A 20,119-nucleotide genomic window follows, 5' to 3' on the forward strand; every position below is an offset into this window, starting at 1 on the left:
GTTATTGTTTTTGTTCTCTAATAAACAGAGAAATAATAAAGAAGAGGGCAACGAATACGATAATCAGATTAAACCCTACAGAAACATTATAGCTTTCTGATACCTGACCAATTAGCGAACCTGCTAGCGCACCACCTAATCCTGACGCGACATAAATAAGCCCCATAACAGAACCACTTTTGCTAGTTAATTTTGTGGCAACGGCGGCGGCGGTTGGAAACAGCACTGATAATGCAAAACCAAATACCATAAACAGATAAACGACATCTTGCACAAAAATACGGCTGACAATAATGGCAATAAGTGAAAACAGTGAGAACAGAATAAGCGTTTTGCGATCACCTAATGCAAGGTTAATAAAGCCACCGATAAAGCGACCAATAGTAAATAAGAAAGCAAAACTCGAAATAACATAAGCAGCCGTTTCAGCTTTTTGTGCGCTGCTCATATTTCCAATATCCATAGAGGAATAGAAAATAGGGAAGAAGTTTAAGAAGGCGGCTTCTGCTGCAACATACAGCGTGATAAATAAGATAACCAGTAACAGTGATTTTTGAGTCAGTAACTCTAAAAAATCACTGAATTTCATATCGACTTGTGCGCTGTTTTCTATTTTTAACGTACTTAATACAAGGAGGATCACCGCGACAATAACGGCAACACCGACATAGAAAGTACGCCATGAAATAGAGTGAGAGAATAAATATTGTAAAATAAGCGGGGTAACAATCATCCCTACGCCAAACATGGCGTTAGAGACGTTAAACATCATCCCTGCTTTTTCTTTATAGAAAGTCGGAATCACGGTCACGATAGAGACAAGCATCGAACCAATCCCTAAACCAATGACCAGATAAAAGCCAAAAAATAGCATCACGTTGAAAGCAAGGCTGGTTCCTGTTAAACCAACGGCCATCATTAATGAGCCAATAAACATCATGACTTTTAACCCTTTCTTATCGGTAAAATAGCCCGTTAATAAACTGGCAATTAAAAAACCGATTTGGAAAAAGGTAATTAATGAGCCTACTTGGCTCATATTTAATGAAATATCATGTTGAACTTGTTCGAGGATCAGTCCTTTAGTATTTTGAATGCCACCGAGTAAAAACATCGTGACAAACAGAAGGAAAAAGACTTTCCATTTTTGTTGTTTCGCCATAATTTAATCCTAGTTTTTCCCGCGGTGTATTATTCTTTAATTATGTGGTTGTTAGAGATGTTATTATTTGGTGTATTGTGTTTGCCAATCGCATCAAACAATTCTTGAGTGGCCCATCCATAGCAATAATAAAGTAAGGCATCACATGCACTTTCTTCTGCGGCAATAACCGCTTCAATTAATTGAGTAGCAGGTAAATTCCACATCTGAATACCGCTATAAATAAAGGTATTGGGTTGTGAAAGCTGGCGGACTTTATTATTTTGTTCTGCAACAAAATGAATAGGGAAACCTTGCTGTTTAAAGGATTCATATGAAATATCATAAGGTAATTCAAATAAACGTTTAAACGCAGTAAATGCGCGCTCTTGGCTTTCACTATCATGAGCAAAATGATTAATTAATCCTTGAACATCCGCACCACCCCCTAATTTGTGATAAGGGAAATGTTTAAGTGTTGATGAATAACGCGTTAATTCATGATAGTTCTGACCTAAGATCCAGCTGTAAGCAGGTGGCCACAAATCGAGCCATAGCGTAATACCACCTGCGGTTTGCTTGGCATCAGCCAGTAATTTTTCAACTAATTGGGTCACGCTTTGTTGGCGAAATGCTTGCCATGCCTTTAAAAGTGGCTCTTCTTTTAATGCTGTCACGGGTGTTTCAAAATCGCCTTGCTTTAATGTATCGGCTAAAGCGGCAAGACGTTGTTTGATTTCATTAACGGGCAAGCCTTGTTGCACCATTTTCTTTTCACAATGTGGGCAAAAACAGGTAAATAATCCTGCAGGATTCACTTCTTTTCCCGCCCAATCAGGGAAACGAATGCGGTCAATTAAAAAAGTGTCATAACCGTAGTTTTGTTTTAATGCTGTGAATGTCTTTTGCCATAATTGAGCGACATCAGGGGCATTAGGACAAAGCCAGTGCGCTTGTGGGCGACCTTTAAAGTCCACGACTTGATTATTTTCTACATCCCCTGTGAAATCGCCATTAAGAATATTTGCCCATGGTATGACTTTGTATTTTCCGCCGTCAGTTGCCTTTTTTATGGTCATTAACGGATCAGCACCCGCTAAAATTGTAGGGTCTACGCGTTGGCTAAGTTGCGGAAAATCGGTATGTGTATTGATGTGCAGTGTACCTGTCCCCATTACCACATTATGAATAGGGTTATGGGGGAGATCGCCAATAGGGTAAGGGTTTCGTTCAAAAATGGTGTTAATTTCGACAAATAGATGCTCGACATGCTTCATGCCATCAAGGCGTTGAAGTATAGCGGGCATGCCTTCGTCTAAAATATCATGTGGGTGAAGATGTATTCCTGCCATGAGTTGCTCCCATCTCGTTGAAGTACTTTTTTATTAGGGTTATCTCAGTTGGATCTCGGGCATAAATTGAATTGAAGGGTAAACCGTGGCTAAGGCTAAAATGGCAATACCATAAAGCGGGCCTTTTTCCCATAATTCAGACAGCTCGATATTCACTTTCGTGTTAGCAAATAAATGTCTATCTAAATTTGCCTGTACACGAGGTAAAAAGGTGTCAGCAGAGCGGGTGATCCCGCCTGTTAAGACGACTTTTTCCAGATTTGCAATAGCGACTAAATTCATAATGCCAATAGCAAGGTAATCCGCCATTTCTTCTACTAATGATTGAGCAAGAGGATCACCTTGTTGTGAAGCATTAATAATTTCAATGGCACTGAGGTTTTCACCGCGTAAATTTGCCATGCGCTCACTTAAGCCAGAGCCTGAGCAGAAACTTTCAAAGCACCCTTTATTACGCCAGTTACGAAAGAGATGATCGCGGGCAAACATCATATAGCCGATTTCACCTGCGGCATTATTTGCGCCACGGATCACTTTTCCATCCATTAGTAATGCAGAGCCTAAACCGGTACCAATACCAATCAGCGCACAACTATGCGTATGACGGCAACGGCCTTTCCACATTTCACCGACAAGTGCGGCACGAATATCATTTTCGAGAACAACGGGTACATTGAGTTTTTCTGTTAGGTGTTGTGCTAAAGGTAAATGATCCCACTGTGGTAAGTTAGGAGATCCTTCAAGTACAACACCATTTTTGATATCGATGATCCCTGGTGTGGCGACACCGATAACATTGATCTTTTGGCGGTCTACGCCGCTTTTTTCGATCACGTTTTCAATACTTTGTGCAAATTGCGTTAAAAAGTGTTCACGGTCGTCAGTATCAAAGGTAGGCTCTTGATATTCATACAACAATTCGGCATCTAAGTTAAAAACAGCATAAGCGATTTTAGTTCCGCCTAAGTCAATACTGACACCTAAACTGTGTTGAGGATCGAAATTAACTAAAATTCCTTTCCGACCTTGCCCCGATGGTGAACTAACGCCGCTTTCATAAACAATTTTTTCTTCAAGGAGATCGTTAATAATTTCAGACACCGTCGCTTTTGTTATCCCGCTAATTTTAGCTATCTGAGCCCGTGACAGAGGGCCTTGATGACGAATGACATTTAATACAAGCGAGGCATTCATTTGCCGTAATGTATTGGGTACGTTCGGTGTCACTTAACTACTCCATTTGTTTAGAAACAAAACTAAAAGATGTTTTTTTTATATAAAATCATCTGTGTTTGATAGTTATGCACCGTTTTATTTAATTTGTAAAGTATAAAACCGCTAATTAGTTTAGAAACCATCCTAAATGAGTTTGTGATCACAATTTGATGCGTTTAATTTTTATGGGACGACCCACTAAAAGATATTCTCTGCACATATTCTTAATGTAATAAACCGACTAAAATGAAATGAACATGCATTTAACTCAAGAGAAAATCAGAATGAAAAAAGGAATACTATTAAAAAGTATTTTAGGGGGAGTATTGCTATTTCCACTTTATTCACAGGCAGTGACACTAAGCGGTTATCTTGAGGTAAAACGACTATTAGCCTTAGAACATCCTGCGAATAAACAACTAGAGTCGGTGACACAAGCGTATCTAAACGGTATTGCGAATGGATTCAATTTTTATGCAGTATCAGTAAGATTGCATAATCAAGATAATGATTTCAAACCGCTCTATTGCCCACCACCAAAAGTTGTACAAAATGGAGATTTTATGGTGAAGCATATCGACACTTATCTTGATAAATATCCGATAGCGAAGGAAAAATATAAAGAAACATCAATAGAGCTAGTTTATATTGCTGCTCTACAAGATGCTTATCCTTGTGATAAATAGACAGAAAAATAGCCACAATCCTTGTGGCTAAAATCATTCGGTGTGCTCTTTTTCTTGTTATTTACTTCAGGTTGCCTCTCTCATAAGCTCCTTGATGGAAGACACTCAAGCAGTTGCTGTTTCAACGTGTTTTACAGGAACAAGGTGACAACAATCGCTTTCACCGGTTTTCTCAAAAGTTGATAAACGGGTGATTAAGAGTGAATTCATGTCTGTTAATAATCCTTCGGCTTGCAGTTTTTGCATGATGCTTTCATCACAATCATTATTATTGTGACGTTGATATGCAACAGGCGTTACTCCACGTAATACTGTAAGTTGACCCGCAAGTGCAGGATTATCTGTTAATGCATACACATTATTATTCGGCATAAAACGTGACAGTAAGGTCACTGATTTTCCGTTTTCTGTTAATGCGGCAACACTTAAGTGTTTGTCGTCATGGAAGGCGGTTGTGGCTGCTGCAAGTGCAATCCAACGGCCAGTTTGTGAATAGTAAGACGGTGATTGCCATGGGTTTTCGGCATTAGCGGCAAAAGAACGCTCAGCGCCTTCCGCCACACGCGCCATTGCACTAACCGCTTCTACAGGGTATTTTCCTGCTGCGGTTTCGGCAGATAGCATCACCGCATCCGTTCCATCGCCTACTGCGTTAGCGATATCCATCACTTCTGCACGAGTAGGCATTGGGCTTTCAATCATGGATTCCATCATTTGGGTTGCGGTAATAACAGGACAACCTAATGCGCGACAACGTGCAATAAGTTGTTTTTGTGCACCCGGTAAGCTGGCATCACCGATTTCAACGGCGAGATCGCCCCGTGCCACCATAATGACATCAGATGCTTTAATGATGTCATCCATATTTGCTTCACAAGAAACCACTTCAGCGCGCTCTACTTTAGCGACGATTTTGGCATGGCTTCCTGCGGCAATGACTAAATCACGTGCATATTCAATATCTGCGCCATTACGTGGGAATGAAACGGCAATATAATCTGCTTGAATAGCAGCTGCTGTGTGTATGTCTTGTTTGTCTTTTTCTGTTAAAGCGGGGGCTGATAATCCGCCACCGAGTAAGTTAATACCTTTACGGTTAGACAGTTTTCCACCAACAGTAACGTGAGTCTCTATTTTATTATTATTAACGGCACTGACTTGTAATTGAATATTACCGTCGTCCAGTAACAGAATATTCCCTGGTGTGACTTCTTGAACAAGTTGTGGGTAGTCCAAACCAACTTGTTGCTCATCGCCTAATGTGCTATCTAAATCTGCATTTAGGGTAAAGCTATCGCCTTGTTTTAATTGAACTGAATCATGTTTAAAATTGGCAATACGAATTTTCGGGCCTTGCAGGTCAGCTAAGATCCCGATGAATACACGATGTTTTTCTGCGACCTGACGGATAGTTGCGGCTGTTGTTTGATGCTGTTCGCTAGTGCCATGTGAAAAGTTTAAACGAAATACGTTAGCGCCTGCCAAAATCAGTTTTTCAATCATCTGTTCTGAGCAGCTAGCTGGGCCAAGAGTCGCAACAATTTTTGTCTTACGCATAATGACATTCTCTTTTTAAGGAGGGATGCTTTACCGCATCCCTCAGTGACAACTTAATTTATTAATTTAAATGGTAACTTTTTTCGCATTCCAGACTAGCGTTGCTAAAATCATGGAAACGATGGCAGAACCAATCCAGAAATACTGTACTGTGGTAAAGTCGTAATGAGTGACACCGGCAACTTCAGTCACTTTAATTAGTGATGCTGAAATTAATTCTTGAGCAGATGCTGCAATATAAGCAAACAGTCCAATAAAGCCTTTTACTGCACCCACTGCGTTTTTCGGCATTAAGTCACATGCGGTTAAGCCCGCTAAGAACACAACCAGACCGCCCATTGCAAAACCCACCATACTTAATGCAACAGCATCCATGACACGGCTTTGTGGACCCCAGAACATCAGTGCAAAACCTGCGATGTTGGCGATACCATAAATGAGTGTGGGAATATGACGGTTAGCGTTAAACAGTTTGTCCGAAGCCATACCCGCTAAGATTGCACCGAAGAAACCTGCGATTGGGTAAGTAGACATTGCAAAACCCGCATCAATCAGTGAGTAACCTTTTGAGCCTTGTAGGTAAAGGACGGCCCATGAGCTGATTGCGTAGCGAGAGATGTACATTGCCGCACAAGCTGCTGCGATAATCCACACGGTAGGTTGTTTTAATACGAATAGCTGAGCACGACGAGTTTCTTTAGGATCACTCGATTTAATTGCTTCTGATTCTTCGCCATACGCAGTTGCTGGGTCAGGTAAGCCATAAGTACGAGGACGGTCTTTTAAGATCATCAGTAAGATGATACCGGCAGCAATACCCGCGATACCTGCACCAATGAAACCTGCACGCCAGCCAAAGAAACTGACTATGGTTGCGGTTAAGATCCACGTAATCGCTTCACCGATGTTACGCGAACCGCCCCAGATGGAGTAAACCGTACCGCGTTGTTTTGGTGAGAACCATTGGAAAATAGAAACACAAGAAGGTGCTGAACCCACAGATTGGAACCAACCGTTAATACCCCATAACAGGATAAAGAACAGGCTCGCGGTTGACATCCCCATAAAAATACAAATGAAAGATGAGGCGATCAACGAGATGGACATAAAGCGTCCAATGTTGGCATAATCTGACAAGAACCCGTTAGAGAATTTACCAAAAGCGTAGGTAAAGAAGAACGCTGAACCCATTAAACCCAGTTCTGACGTTGTTACGATACCCGCATCCAGCATAGGTTTTTTCACCACACTGAGTGCCATACGAACCACATAAAACATGGCATAACCAAGAACAAGACCAAAGAAGACCTGCCATTGGTGCTTTTTATATATTGCGCGGATCTTTTCACTTGACGCTTGTATTAGCGGCAGATCCTTTCTGGTTTTAAAGAAACTTAGCATAGAGATGACTCCGAATATTATTCATGTCTGAAGCTGATTTTGGTTTTCAGTGCTGATGCTATTCATTTAGGTCATCTTGGTGCAAAACACGGAATTTGAGTCATCGATGACACATTCGTCTGAATCGATGAGTCAAATTTGTAACATCGCGATTAGGCGTGGATTGAAAAATGAGTGAAGATATCGGCGTATCATTGTTGTAAATGGGTCATTAAGGACTCATTAGCTAAAAATAATAAATATTGCTAAATATCAGAAGTTTGAAGTTCGACACATTTTTATGTTTATTAAAAACAAAACCAGGGGTATGTCATGAGAATAAAAATAACACTTAGCCTCGTCTGTTTATTGTTTAGTTGGCTGTTTATCACTCCTGTACGCAGTGATGAGCAGCCACTTGTTATATTGACGACGCTTTCAGATACACCAATGCGACCACTTACAGAGGCCTTTAGCTCACGCTATCCTGATACAAAGGTACAAGTGGTTTATCGCCGTGTTGCGATAGCAACGCGCATGATGAAGCAATATCCAACACAACCTGTGGATATTGTCATGTCGTCATCGGCTAACTTTTTTCATCATTTAGACAGAGAAGGGTTACTGGCACGATTACCGGTTAATTACGAAACACCGAAATGGTTAACACGCCATAGCGACATCTTAAACGATAAGATCACGACGGTGGGGTATTCTGGTATCGGCATTATGAGTAATACACAGTACTTACAAAAGCTAGGTATTCCTGCGCCGAAAAGCTGGATTGATTTAAGTGATCCTATTTACCAAGGCCATTTAACGATGACGACACCCGCTAATTCTGGCACGATGCAACTGATGGTTGAAAATGTGCTACAAGAATATGGCTGGGAGCGAGGATGGCAGATATTACTTGAAACCAGTGGCAACCTTTCTTCTATCTCAGCACGCAGTTCGCGAGTGGGTGATGCTATTGCCAGAGGTATCGTGGGTGCGGGACCTATTATTGATAACTACGCGTTTAACCACCAAAAACGTTTTGAATTTGTCGAATTTAGCTATTTTGACAAATCGATTATTTTACCCGCCTATGTTGCTATTGTTGCAGAAAGCAGTAAAAGAGAGACTGCAGCCAAATTTATTGCATTCCTTTTATCGGATGAAGGGCAAGAGATTATCTATAAAAGTGATATGGCAAAGATCCCGTTAAGCAAAGAGATCTTACGCAATAATGATGAGCTGGCTAATAACACGGAATTTATTTTAAACAGTAATGAAGCTTATCGTCGCAGTGAAGTCGTTAATGCGTTATTTGATCAAATGATCACTCACAATTTTCCCTTAATGCGTCAAGTTTGGAGTGATATTCACGAAGCAGAGAAACAGGAAAATCAAACCCCTGAGCGTATTGAGGCGATAAGTAAAGCACGAAAAATAGCAAGTTCAGTCCTTATTAGTGAAAAAGAGGCGAATTCACCGACATTACAAGCGTTATTTACGAAAGAAGCGGATCAACGCGAATATTCTGATCAAGCCTTAGCTGTACTTTATCAATGGCGTACTTTAGAGGCTGAACGGCTTGAACAAGCACGGGTTTTATTGAAAGAAACCAAATCACCCTGATGGCCTTGTGGTTCAGATATACAGTAAGAAATCGCTGTTTTTATGATAGGTATTACGGATGAAATTATTAGTGCCTAAGCAATTTGGCAAACTCGGTAGACGCCTTTATATGGCGTTTATCTTTAGTTCTTTGCTCACCTTACTGATTGGCGTGGTTATCTTTTTTATGTGGGGAAAGCTGGCGACACAAATTAATGCGTCAGTGGGAGAATCTCTGCCGATGTTAACCACCAGCTATAATATGGAAAGTTATAGCACCAATTTACAGATGTTATTAAAAGAGCGAGAGCAAACACAACGAAAATCGATTTCAGATCGCCAAAAGCAGGAGATCCACCAGCTATTAGATAATTTACGTGAATTTTCTATTGAGCAAAAGCCACAACGTGATTTTTATACTCAGCTTGTTGATGAATTATCAGCGCTTATTGATGAACAAGATGTATTACTGGATAAACGACGTGAATTGGAAAATCGTCTTGCTCAATTATTAGGGCAATTGGCATGGATGCATGATGCTGTAGGCGAAGATATTAAACCGCTACTGAATGAAATTGAGTGGCATGTTAGCCAAATGCTCAATGAAAAAAATGTACAGGAAAATAGCCTACAATTGTTATTAGAATCGACGCTATTACAAGAGCTATTCACTACAGAAAATGAGCTAATTAGCTTAGTAGAAGAGATTGCTCATCAACGCTATAGTCGTGATATTGATGTGGCATTTCATTATATTAGCGTCAAAATCGATGAAATTATTGCCTTAAATCAGAAGTTAAAAAGCTATCCATCAACCATTGCACATCGTCAGGTATTACAAGAGATTATTGCAATCACTCGCTATGACGGCGATATCTATCAAACGCTGATTGATGATGTGGAAAATGAGAAAAAGCTAAAAGCGCTAACACCTAAATTGAACGAAAAATTATCACAGTTTGATAATGCGGTAAGAGGGAATGTCTTTGCGACTAGCGAGGCGTTAAATAAGCTTAATGACAATACTCGTAAGCTAATGGCAACGGGAAAAATTGTTATTGTAGTCATTATTGTTGCTTCTTTATTACTCAGTATTATTGTGATGAAAATCTTGATTGATAGACGATTAATCGCAAGGCTTAATAAACTCAGCGATGATTTAGCGCATGTCGCTAAAGGCAATTTAACCGAGCCGGTGCTGATTGAAGGACAAGATGAAATTGGTTTGTTAAGCCGACGACTTCGCCGTTTTTGGCGTCAAATGAAAGAAGTTGAAGCCAGTAATGCGTTAAATCTTATCAATAATACCGATGCCAGCTTAATTACCTGTCACCACGATGGCAGAATGGAAACAGTTAACCCCAGTGCGGCAACGTTATTAGGAACAGGCAAAGAGCAAAGTAATAAGCCACTTTGGTTACTGTTTAGTGGTGAAGCCAGTACGATGTTAAAAGCACAATTCAGCTCAACCAGTCAGCTTTATCGTTTAGGGCAGAGTGAGTGTACCATTCGCATGGTAAAAATGGGGGAGCCTCATTTTTTACAATTTAATATTCGTGAGTATCCCCATAAAGATGAGCATAAATATATTGTTACTATTACCGATATTACTCGTCAGGAGTTAAGTCGATTAGAACTTCAACGACTTGTGGCATTAAAAACACAAGATTTACAGGATAAAAACCAGCAATTAAATGAAGAAATAGTGCGTCGTGAGCAAGCACAAAAACATTTAATTCAAACGCAAGAAGAGTTGGTGCAAGCCGCAAAAATGGCCGTTGTGGGGCAGGCAATGACAAGCCTTGCACATGAGCTTAATCAACCGCTTTCTGCCATTAACACCTATCTGTATAGTGCGAAATTAACCTTGCAGATGGAGAAATATGATCAATTACCTGATTCTATTGAACGCATTGAGAAACTTTGTGCGCGAATGAATCGAATTATTACCGCATTACGCAATTTTTCGCGTAAATCGTCGTCTGAAATTAGTTTTGTTTCAGCACCGTTAAAAGAGTTAGTAGAAAGTGCAATGGTGCTGGTGGAGTCTCGCTCTAAACGGGAACAGTGTACAATTACAAATAATATTCCTGATAAATTAACCATTTGTGCCGATCCGACACAAATAGAGCAAGTGCTAGTTAATTTATTTGTTAATGCAATGGATGCCATTGCTGGTGTGGGTGAAAGTCAGATCTCGATTGATCTTTTATCTGTTGACCCTAAACGAAAATTAGTGGGAATAGCCGATAGTGGAAAAGGATTCAACGCAGACGTTTTACCAAAACTCTTTACCCCGTTTACCACAACAAAAGATGTGGGCCTTGGGTTAGGGTTATCCATTTGCCGTTCTATTATGCAACGGTTTGGTTATGAAATTTACTTGGCCTCAGCGTTAAACGGTGGCGCTATGGTTGTTTTGGAGTTTACTGATGACACAATCACTCATGCCTGATATTGATGTTTTATTAATTGATGATGATGAAGATATTCTTGAATCTTATCGTCATTTACTTAACCTTGCGGGTAAAGTTGCCAGAGTGACTGATTCACCCGAGAAGGCGTTAAGTCTTTTAACGCCAGAGTGGCAAGGTGCGGTTGTGCTTGATATTTATATGCCAGCAATGAATGGCATGGAAGTTTTAGAGCGCATTAAACACATTGACCCTCGTATTCCCGTTATCATGATAACAGGGCATGGCGATATTCCGCTGGCAGTTGAAGCCGTCAAAAAAGGCGCCTATGACTTTATTGAAAAGCCGATTAATCCCCCTATTTTCTTAGAATTAGTGGCGAAAGCGCATAAAGAGCGTCAATCTATTCTTGCGCTTAGAAATGCTGTAATAAGCACGACACAAGAGCGTTTAGTCGGAGACAGCGCGCAAATCACGGCTATTCGGGAACAAGTACAACAAATCGCGGATATTGATAAAGACTTAATGATAGAAGGTGAAATGGGGACAGGACGCCATCTTCTTGCTCAACTTTTACATGAGTTAAGTCCACATAGTGATAAAGCTATTCAAACAGTGGATTGCCAAAATTTATCGGATATCAGGCAAGTTATTACTCAAATTGAAACCGATAACGTGGGCACCTTAATTTTACGTTCTCCTTATGATTTGTCATCAGAAGCACAACGTTGGTTAAGTTCTTATCTGTTGGATATGGAACGCCAAGGCAAGCGCCACTTTAGAACCATCGCAATTTTAGAAAATAATACGCAGCAACTGGTGACAGAAGGGCGATTAATTCCTGAATTCTATTATTATTTTTCGCAAATTACGTTTTCATTGCCGCCATTAAGTGCAAGACGTCCTGATATTATTCCGTTATTTAGAGCTTTCCTACGACAAAGTGCACAGCGGTTAGGGATTGCAGTACCGAAAATTGATCGTAATTATCTCGATATATTAAAACGTTATGATTGGCCGGGTAATATCCGTGAGTTACGAAATGTGGCGGAGTTATATGCCGTCGGGATTGTGAAAATGGTGGATAGTGAACAACACCGAGCCATTATTCCACCTGAAGGACCTTTAGATAACTTAGTGGATGAATATGAGCGTCGTTTAATTGAAGATGCGTTATATTTATTTGCGGGGCGAGTGAGTGATGTGGCGGATTATTTAGGTATTCCACGTAAAAAACTGTATTTAAGAATGAAAAAGCACGACTTAGATAAAGACAGCTATAAACCAAAGGTTTGATTTACGTTGTATTCAATAACAAAGAAGCGCCATACTGGCGCTCTTTTACGGTTTTCTTTTCGACGATAATGCTTAAATTATCTGGCTGCTAAAGTGACAAAATCACCTGACCATTTACTGGTGAATTCAATACGTAATGTGCCTTCCCATAAACCTTCTGGTAATGATGTTACCGCTTGAGATCCCTTAATAATATTAAAGAGAAATGCACTTTGAAGGTTTTTTAGTTCACTTTTTTCTGTCGCTTTATTATCAACCACTAGCCCTTTGTTTATCCCTTTTGGGTTATCAAGAATAACGATTTCTTGATGGCTTGATAGTGTTTTACCATTCCAGTCTGTTTTCACCGTTAACACTGAATTATCAGCAGAATTTCTAAGTTCATTACTGATCACTTTTGACGTTAATTTAAAATCTGTCGCGCCTTCCATATCTTTAACGGTAATATCAAATGTACCGTTTTGCTCATTAAAATGGTTATCTTCAGTAAATTCAAAATGCAGGGCATTTAAAGGGGTTACCCCTAATTCACTTTGAGGTTTTTTTACTGCGGTTGCCTGCCAACTTGCGACTGTTTGTATTGATGAGGTGTTAGCAAGGGCTGCTGTTGTCGTAAAAGCGGTCATTAATAAGCTAAGTAAGACATGATGCTTTTTCATTATATATTCCTAATAGGGTCGTTCGATGTTAAGAGTAATATCGGCTAGAAAATCTTTTTCATGAGGATTTAAATTAAATCATGACTATCCAAAAAAGATAATTCATTAGAGAAACTACCCAATAAATTTTAAAAATAGTTTATTTAAAACATCGAAAAAAAATAGGAATAAAATGTAATAAAAATAGTTTTATCATTAAAAATGTAAAATTATTTATTATCAGTTGATTACGTATGTGATTATGTCTTTTTATGATTGATATTAAAAAATTGAAAATGATAAATATGACAGAATATAAATTAATTTAATTAAGTATGTATTTATAAAAATTATATATTTAACAAAGTTACATTTTCTTTCAAATGAGAGGAAATAATAGGAAAAGTTATAAGTTAGGTGGAATTACTTATTTTATAATAAAAAGGTAGCTGATTAGGCTACCTTTATATTTTTAATCAGCATTTAGGTTAGTTTGTCGCGCAGTTATTCCCTAACCCAATATAACGGTCAAAAGCAACAATAAATTGTTTATGCTCTTTCTTTAGCCAAGGATGTTGGTAACTTTCACCGGGTAACAGTTGTAATATCTTGGCATTTTCTTCGTCAGAATCGCACTGATCATTTAACAGTAATCGGAAGTAGGTATTGCCGGTGTTTTTGATGGTGCCAGCAATATTATTATGATCATAAGCGAATTTCATTTCGCGAGGGCGGATCACCATGACAGTATTTAATCCAACGGTAGGAACAACCAAAGGCTGTTTACTGTCTTCCTGATAAGGTACTAAGTTAACTGGAGTTTCTTCAATAATAATACGGTAATAGCGCTCTTTATCGTCTTTAGCACCTTTATAAAATAATTTAAAAAACTCATGTTCATTTGGTAATAACACTTTTTGCAAAGGCGTATAAAGTATTTCACCATCATCTATGGGAAGTTGTTTTTCATCTTTTTCTTTTCCTCCCGGTTTTTCGATTTTATAGACATGAATTTTATAAAGATTGGTTCTGTCTGTATTATTAAGATAAGTGCGAGAAAAAAAGGTTTTATCCGATTCAAGGGTAAAAACTTCAGAGCCTACATAAAGGGCATGAGCTGAAAATGTCAGTGTTGAAAGTGCTAATGTACTGATGAATTTTAATATTCTTTTCATTATATCTCTTTAATGAGCTTGTTTTAATAAATGATAATAATGAAGTCTATAATATCATCAATATAAAAATCATCATGTGTTATGAATAATAAAACGGGTATAAATACTCAATTTATACCCGTAGATTGAGCAGCCTGACTTTTAGTAAATATCAGTACCAGACCATTCAGCAAACACATTGACGTAACCGCTGGCTTCAACGACACCAATCCAGTCTTCACCCTCCATCGAGAAAAGGGAAGTACCTTCATTCATTGGGAATGTGAGTTGTAAATCGGTACGATAGAAGTAACCCTCTAATTGATAAGGGTAAGGCCATGTAGTTTGTGTCCATAAGGCTTCTTTAATGGAGATAGGCACATTATCGCAAGCCGTACGAGTTTTTACTTTTGAGCCACTTTCGTTGGTATAAGTTAGATAGGCTGAAAAAGGCACATTAATTTTTTTGTCTCTAGAGCTAAATAAACAGTAAGGCTGACCTCTTAATGTAACTTGAGGTCCTTCAACGGCGGCAGTAATTTTATTCGCTTGGCGAAATGCACTGGTGGTAACGATATAGTCAAAGGTTAGCGGTGGCTCTTTATCGCCCACTTTTCCTTCTCGGTAGGGTTTATTAACCATTTCTTTAGAGACAATACTAATACCATAATCGCGAGGTTTTATAATTAAAGTATTAGAAGGCGTAAATTCATAAAAGCCAGATTGTGATAATCTTTTATTGTTAATAAGAAAAGTAAATAGTTCTTGGCTTTTTGATAAATCGATTTTTCTAGAGATAATATCTTTTAAAAAAGCTTGTCCCATAAAGAGAAAAACTTCGCCATTTCCATTATGAATAATTTTCTCCATATCCGCACCACTCTTGCCAACTTCCCAATAGTTATTACCATCGCCGATCATAAGCGCTTTATTAACTGTAGAATTTAGGTTACCCAAAATAGGATTAAGTTTTAGTTCAATATCTATATTATATCCTTTAAAGCTACCTTCAAAGTTATAAGCAACAAGAGCGCACATAATACCCTGTTGTTTATTTACTACTGTATTTTCACAAAACTGGGAACCTAACCCTAATACAGCATTACCATTACTATCAACAAAGATTTCTTGTAAAGCATTGGTGGATTTTAAGGTTAAATGACCCACTTTAGTTAAATCAATTAGATCATTTTTTATTGAATGTTTACCGCCACTGGACAAACAGGTTTGAGTATTAACATCATAATTTACTTTAGTAGAACAAGCGTTATAGTTTAATTCTGTTGTTGTTCCTATCGAGAGTTTTTTAAAGTATTGATATGCTGACATAGATAATACGCCCCGCATGTAATACGAATCACCAGCATTATTTTTAAGAAGAGGTATTTTATATGCACCATTATTTTTGATCCGCTCAGCATGAAGTGTGAAGTCGTTAGGGCAACCACTATCCCTCATACAACGATTACCAATAAAAGGAGAATCAATAGGCGAATTTTCTAACCAAATATCAACATATTGTAAGCTTCCAGCTGTTTTATCTGAGGTTGGGCCTAAATAACCTAAACTTTTTTGATCTGATGAGTATTTAGTCAGGGTATTAGCACCTGAAAAGCGGGGTTTATCTATTGTTGGTGGTGCAATAAAATATTCATTATCAATATTATTTTCGATAAAAATATAATCAGTTTGACCTGCATAACTTGGTATTGAAAATAAATTTATTGCAGCTGTAGTTAAAAAGCACAGTGTTAGAAAAGAAGACTTCATCATTATTATTCCTTTTAATCTCGACTCGCCAACGTAGTCTGCGGATCACAAATCACATCACCCACCCATAGCACACCGCGAGCTGACGACAGATCTAATTCAGCTTCACAAATTTGTTTATCATCTTGTTGCAATGAAATGACCGGATAGCGCTTATCAACATCCATCGCAAATTGCCCTTGATGGTCGGTTTGAGTGTGACCTATATGGTTACGTACTTGTGCACTGGCTAACAGCGTGCCATCAGGCGATTTCATTCGACCAAATACGGTGACCATCTGTTTTAACTCAGGCTGATGTACCGCAACGTTACCCGGATAAAGCACCACGTTTTTCACACGACCAGACGCAATATCAAAGCTATCTTCACTGTTTTTATCATTGAGCAATTCCACTTTGTAAGTACCGTAAGGAGAAAGCGGAATAAAGTTATTACCGCCCGATAATACAAAGCGCTGACCATTGACGTTGGCCGCAATTTGCCCTTGTCCATCAATACCTGTTTTGACAATTACCCCTGATGTTTCTTGTTTACCACTGGCGGAGAAATTCATATCGCTATAAGCCAATGAACCTCTCGCCGTTAATGTGGTATTTAAACGATCATTATTAGGGCGGCTCATACTTAACGTACCGGTGCTGTATTTGGTATCAAACATACTGTAACCGCTGACAGAGAAATCGCTGTCAGTGCCATCTTTATCATGTAATAGGGTGGACACGGATAAACCTGCGTTACTAATGGCTGAATTTTCAAAGCTTTTCGATGCAGATAACTCGCCACGCACATTTCCATTGCTAGAAGAAACGCCCGCACTAAGCCATGTCGCTAATGGCAATGAGAAATCCAGTGTGACGTATTTTTCGTTAGTACTATCTTGATTATCGTAGTGATAGCGTTGGATACCTGTACGTAAACTCATACTGCCGTAATGTCCGTTATAGAGCGTAGTGGAATACTCAAAGTTATTTGATTTGTTTTTATCGCGTAAATCTTTGGTGTAGGAATAGGTAAATGATCCCGCATATTCCCAAAATTGCGTTAAGTTCAGGGTAGTACCAAAAGAGTAGTTATCAGAGTCATACATCGGGAAGTCATCTTTGATATTCCCTTTCTCTTTATTTATCCAAAGTGAACCAAAGCCCTTAGGTAAAGCATAAGATGCCGTGATGATATTGCGATCACTTCCGTCATTGGCGAAAAGCGACTGCCAACTGGTCGATAGATTCTCACTTAATTGTAAGTTTGCGTTAGTCTCAATGACCGCCAAATCATCAAAAGCATAAGTCGAGGTTTGTAAATTTAATCCAGAGAAAACCCCTAAAGTGACAGTGCCCGCACCGCCGACAAGCCAAGTGTTATCTGAGTTAGACGTTTTATATTCATTATCTCTGTTTTTAATGCGTTTTTTATAATCAACATAGCCGGAGAAGATTTCCCAACGAAACTCATTAAGTGTGGCACCCCGCATATTAAAGGTTTTATTCACGGTTTGAGCTTGTTTGGCATGAACTTTACCATCAATCACCACTTCAACTTCAACTTGATAAATACCAAAAGGTAGCGGAGCGGTATCGACTTCAAAGCTTCCCATAGGGAAACTTTGAATACTTAATAACTTACCTTCACGATAAATACGGACTTCGCCCGCGCTGGGTAAAAAGACGGTAATAGGGGTGAGTGAAAGCTGTGAATGGTTAACTTTAGACGATGAGTTGTTACCGTAAGTGATGCCGTAAACTTTACTACTATTGAGTGCTGACATTGAGGCAATCGACTGTAAGTTCCATGTATTTAATAGGCCAAAAGCAAAACGATGGCCATTAAAATCACGTTCAAACATGGCTCGATAAAAATCAAAAGACTGCTCTGCGGTACCTAGACCATACGCGGTGGCACTTAGGTTCAGGTGGTTTTCGGCAAAGCTAACAATACTATCAACAGAAAAATAGCTGTTGGTATTATCTTTTTGATTTTTTAGCTGATTATTATAAATACCCAAATCATAGGTTGTGACAGCTGACATATTTCTGACAGTAGATGCGCCAAGCATTTCGCTACGGGCTTGAACTTGAGTCGCAAGACCGGATTCACTGACATCCAATGTCATAATGAAAGAGTTTAAATCAAATATCAGACTGGCATCAGGTGAAAGTGTTATTTTTCCCTGTTGTCCGATTTGAGCGTCTTTAAGTGATACCAGTGATTCAATAATTTTTTCATTAATAGAAGCAACTTGAGAATCGTCACTATCGTAAGTTGGTGTGATAGAGCTAATAACAATTTGATGGTCTTTAAGTACTACCAGCGCATCTGCAATTTTATTACGGCTTTGTTCTTCTAATACAGATTGATTAGAGAGGTTATAACGTAGATAAACAGGGATCGTCATGCCTTCTTCTAATGCGGTGGCAAAGACACTAGGAATAATATAATTACCAATCTTTAAACTGGTTGGTTGGCTATATGTATTCTCGGACAATAGGAACATAGCAATACCTAGTGCCACCACAGATTTACGCACAAGGAATCCTTATGAAATTAATTCACAATAATAAAATCATCGTTATGCCAAACGCCGACAGTTGATTTTTTACTTGAAACATCAACTTGTTTTAATTTCACACCAAGACCCGGCATAACGTAGTAACGTTCGCTACAACGATTGTTTTCATTTCTTGTTACGGCATCTGGCATACAATCGCCTGTTGCAACCGTACGAAATGAGCTATTACCGGTGTTAAAAACGACGCGTTTCTCTTTATCAAAACGGTAATCAAATTTTTCTTGGCGAGGCGCGACAACCAAAATGGTACTTATCATGGCGGATGTTGTTGCTGTTGCTGATTTCTGATTCTGAGTTGATCCTGTTTCAGTCACGGGATCATCACGCCAAACTAAACGGTAATAGCGTTCTTGATTATCGCTTGGGCCTTTATAAAAGATTTTAAAATTTTCTTTAGTTTTACCCGGTAAAATTAAGTTTGCTGGAGAGATAAGGATCTCATTTTGAGAATTAGGAAGGACTTTTCCATCTTCTAAAGGTGATGAAATACGTTCAATAGATAAACTGACTAAGCGTGCCTGATCGACATTATTTTCAATTTCTTTGGCAAGAATAGTTTGATCTGAAGCCATCATTTCCGTAATGGCACCAACATGAATAGCAGATGCAAATTGACTATAAAAAAGCAAAGGACTCAAACACACCAATATTATTTTTTTCATACAGAATCCTTTAGGGTGAGCGAATATTCGCTCATCCCTTATTTTATGAATAGAGTGCTAATTAAAACGAAAATCTATTATTGGAAGTCGCCTTCCCATGTTGCTGTGAATTGAACTTTAACGTCGCCATCCCAGTAACCATCAGCTAAATCAGAGAATTGTGCATTAGCACCCGCTTGTTTTGCTGAAGCAATATTGAAGGTAAATTGACCTTGACCGCTAACACGTTCAGTGCCGTTGTAAGCACCGCTTTGAGCTAAGAAATCTAGACCTGCAGAAGTACCGGCTGCAACGTCAACCATAGTGGTATCTGTTGAGTTAGATAATGCTACGCCATTCCATTTAACGCCGACTGTTAATTCGCTATCATCAGCAACACGCGTTAATTTGTCAGTAACGATTTTAGACGTCAGTTTGAAGTCAGTCGCTTTTTCTTGACCTTGGATAGTGATGTCGAACGCACCATCTTGAGTATTAAAGCCTTTAATACCTTCAGCATAGTTAAATACTAAAGATTTTAATGGAGTAACAACTAACATACTTTTAGTGTCTTTAATTGCTTTTGCATCCCATGAAGCAACGGCGTTTGCTTTACGAGTAGTAGTATCTGCTTGAGCAAGGGTAGTTGCACCCATAATAGCAACAGCAAGAACCGCCAATGTCAGCTTTTTCATACTATATCCTT

15 protein-coding genes are annotated in these 20,119 nt (G+C 38.9%); 4 read left to right on the top strand and 11 right to left on the bottom strand.

Features of this window, described 5'->3' with window-relative positions:
* Position 1: 1 nt before the first annotated feature.
* Genes INT04_RS09805 through INT04_RS09815 form a run of 3 tightly spaced genes read right to left on the bottom strand, consistent with a single transcriptional unit; the run spans position 2 to position 3,720 of the window.
* On the bottom strand, positions 2 to 1,162 hold the full coding sequence (locus tag INT04_RS09805) for an MFS transporter (RefSeq protein WP_193015961.1): 1,161 nt from the start codon (positions 1,160 to 1,162) through the stop codon (positions 2 to 4).
* A gap of 29 nt (positions 1,163 to 1,191) precedes the next feature.
* Positions 1,192 to 2,493, bottom strand: a complete 1,302-nt coding sequence (locus INT04_RS09810; RefSeq protein WP_193015962.1) for a hypothetical protein — start codon at positions 2,491 to 2,493, stop codon at positions 1,192 to 1,194.
* Between the two features lie 39 nt (positions 2,494 to 2,532).
* Positions 2,533 to 3,720 (bottom strand): ROK family transcriptional regulator, encoded by a 1,188-nt coding sequence (locus tag INT04_RS09815; protein ID WP_319022965.1) that lies wholly within the window; start codon positions 3,718 to 3,720, stop codon positions 2,533 to 2,535.
* A gap of 272 nt (positions 3,721 to 3,992) precedes the next feature.
* Here INT04_RS09815 and INT04_RS09820 point away from each other — a divergent pair, with 272 nt between their 5' ends.
* Entirely contained in the window at positions 3,993 to 4,394 is a 402-nt protein-coding gene (locus INT04_RS09820; protein ID WP_193015963.1) for a hypothetical protein, read from the top strand.
* 105 nt (positions 4,395 to 4,499) lie between these two features.
* On the opposite strand, the gene pyk is transcribed toward INT04_RS09820, so the two are convergent.
* Positions 4,500 to 5,951: a pyruvate kinase gene (gene pyk, locus INT04_RS09825; RefSeq protein ID WP_193015964.1), complete on the bottom strand. Its 1,452-nt coding sequence runs from the start codon at positions 5,949 to 5,951 to the stop codon at positions 4,500 to 4,502.
* A 66-nt stretch (positions 5,952 to 6,017) separates the two neighbouring features.
* Positions 6,018 to 7,352, bottom strand: coding sequence for an MFS transporter (locus tag INT04_RS09830; RefSeq protein WP_193015965.1), 1,335 nt, complete (start codon positions 7,350 to 7,352; stop codon positions 6,018 to 6,020).
* A 312-nt stretch (positions 7,353 to 7,664) separates the two neighbouring features.
* Between INT04_RS09830 and INT04_RS09835 the strand changes: the two genes are divergently transcribed.
* From INT04_RS09835 to INT04_RS09845, 3 genes are read left to right on the top strand one after another with little or no spacing between them, the layout of a single operon-like run.
* Entirely contained in the window at positions 7,665 to 8,954 is a 1,290-nt protein-coding gene (locus tag INT04_RS09835; RefSeq protein WP_193015966.1) for an ABC transporter substrate-binding protein, read from the top strand.
* Positions 8,955 to 9,012: 58 nt separating this feature from the next.
* Positions 9,013 to 11,388, top strand: a complete 2,376-nt coding sequence (locus INT04_RS09840) for an ATP-binding protein (protein WP_193015967.1) — start codon at positions 9,013 to 9,015, stop codon at positions 11,386 to 11,388.
* On the top strand, positions 11,366 to 12,643 hold the full coding sequence (locus tag INT04_RS09845) for a sigma-54-dependent transcriptional regulator (RefSeq protein WP_193015968.1): 1,278 nt from the start codon (positions 11,366 to 11,368) through the stop codon (positions 12,641 to 12,643). Before INT04_RS09840 ends, INT04_RS09845 begins: the two co-directional genes overlap by 23 nt.
* Before the next feature lie 77 nt (positions 12,644 to 12,720).
* Here INT04_RS09845 and INT04_RS09850 read toward each other — a convergent pair whose 3' ends face one another.
* From INT04_RS09850 to ecpA, 6 genes are all read right to left on the bottom strand, one after another.
* Entirely contained in the window at positions 12,721 to 13,302 is a 582-nt protein-coding gene (locus tag INT04_RS09850; protein WP_193015969.1) for a common pilus major fimbrillin subunit EcpA, read from the bottom strand.
* 467 nt (positions 13,303 to 13,769) lie between these two features.
* Positions 13,770 to 14,456 carry a fimbrial protein gene (locus INT04_RS09855; protein WP_193015970.1) on the bottom strand — a complete coding sequence of 229 codons (687 nt, stop codon included), beginning with the start codon at positions 14,454 to 14,456 and terminating at the stop codon, positions 13,770 to 13,772.
* A gap of 141 nt (positions 14,457 to 14,597) precedes the next feature.
* Complete coding sequence (locus tag INT04_RS09860; RefSeq protein WP_193015971.1) at positions 14,598 to 16,208, bottom strand: fimbrial protein; 1,611 nt, start codon at positions 16,206 to 16,208, stop codon at positions 14,598 to 14,600.
* Positions 16,209 to 16,219: 11 nt separating this feature from the next.
* Positions 16,220 to 18,730, bottom strand: a complete 2,511-nt coding sequence (locus INT04_RS09865) for a CS1-pili formation C-terminal domain-containing protein (protein ID WP_193015972.1) — start codon at positions 18,728 to 18,730, stop codon at positions 16,220 to 16,222.
* Between the two features lie 17 nt (positions 18,731 to 18,747).
* Positions 18,748 to 19,434, bottom strand: coding sequence for a hypothetical protein (locus INT04_RS09870; RefSeq protein ID WP_193015973.1), 687 nt, complete (start codon positions 19,432 to 19,434; stop codon positions 18,748 to 18,750).
* Positions 19,435 to 19,511: 77 nt separating this feature from the next.
* A complete protein-coding gene (gene ecpA, locus INT04_RS09875) occupies positions 19,512 to 20,108 on the bottom strand; it encodes a common pilus major fimbrillin subunit EcpA (protein WP_193015974.1) in 597 nt (198 codons plus the stop codon).
* Positions 20,109 to 20,119 lie beyond the last annotated feature (11 nt).

Origin of the sequence: Proteus sp. FME41 (genome assembly GCF_014897315.1) — a bacterium.
Taxonomy (GTDB): domain Bacteria; phylum Pseudomonadota; class Gammaproteobacteria; order Enterobacterales; family Enterobacteriaceae; genus Proteus.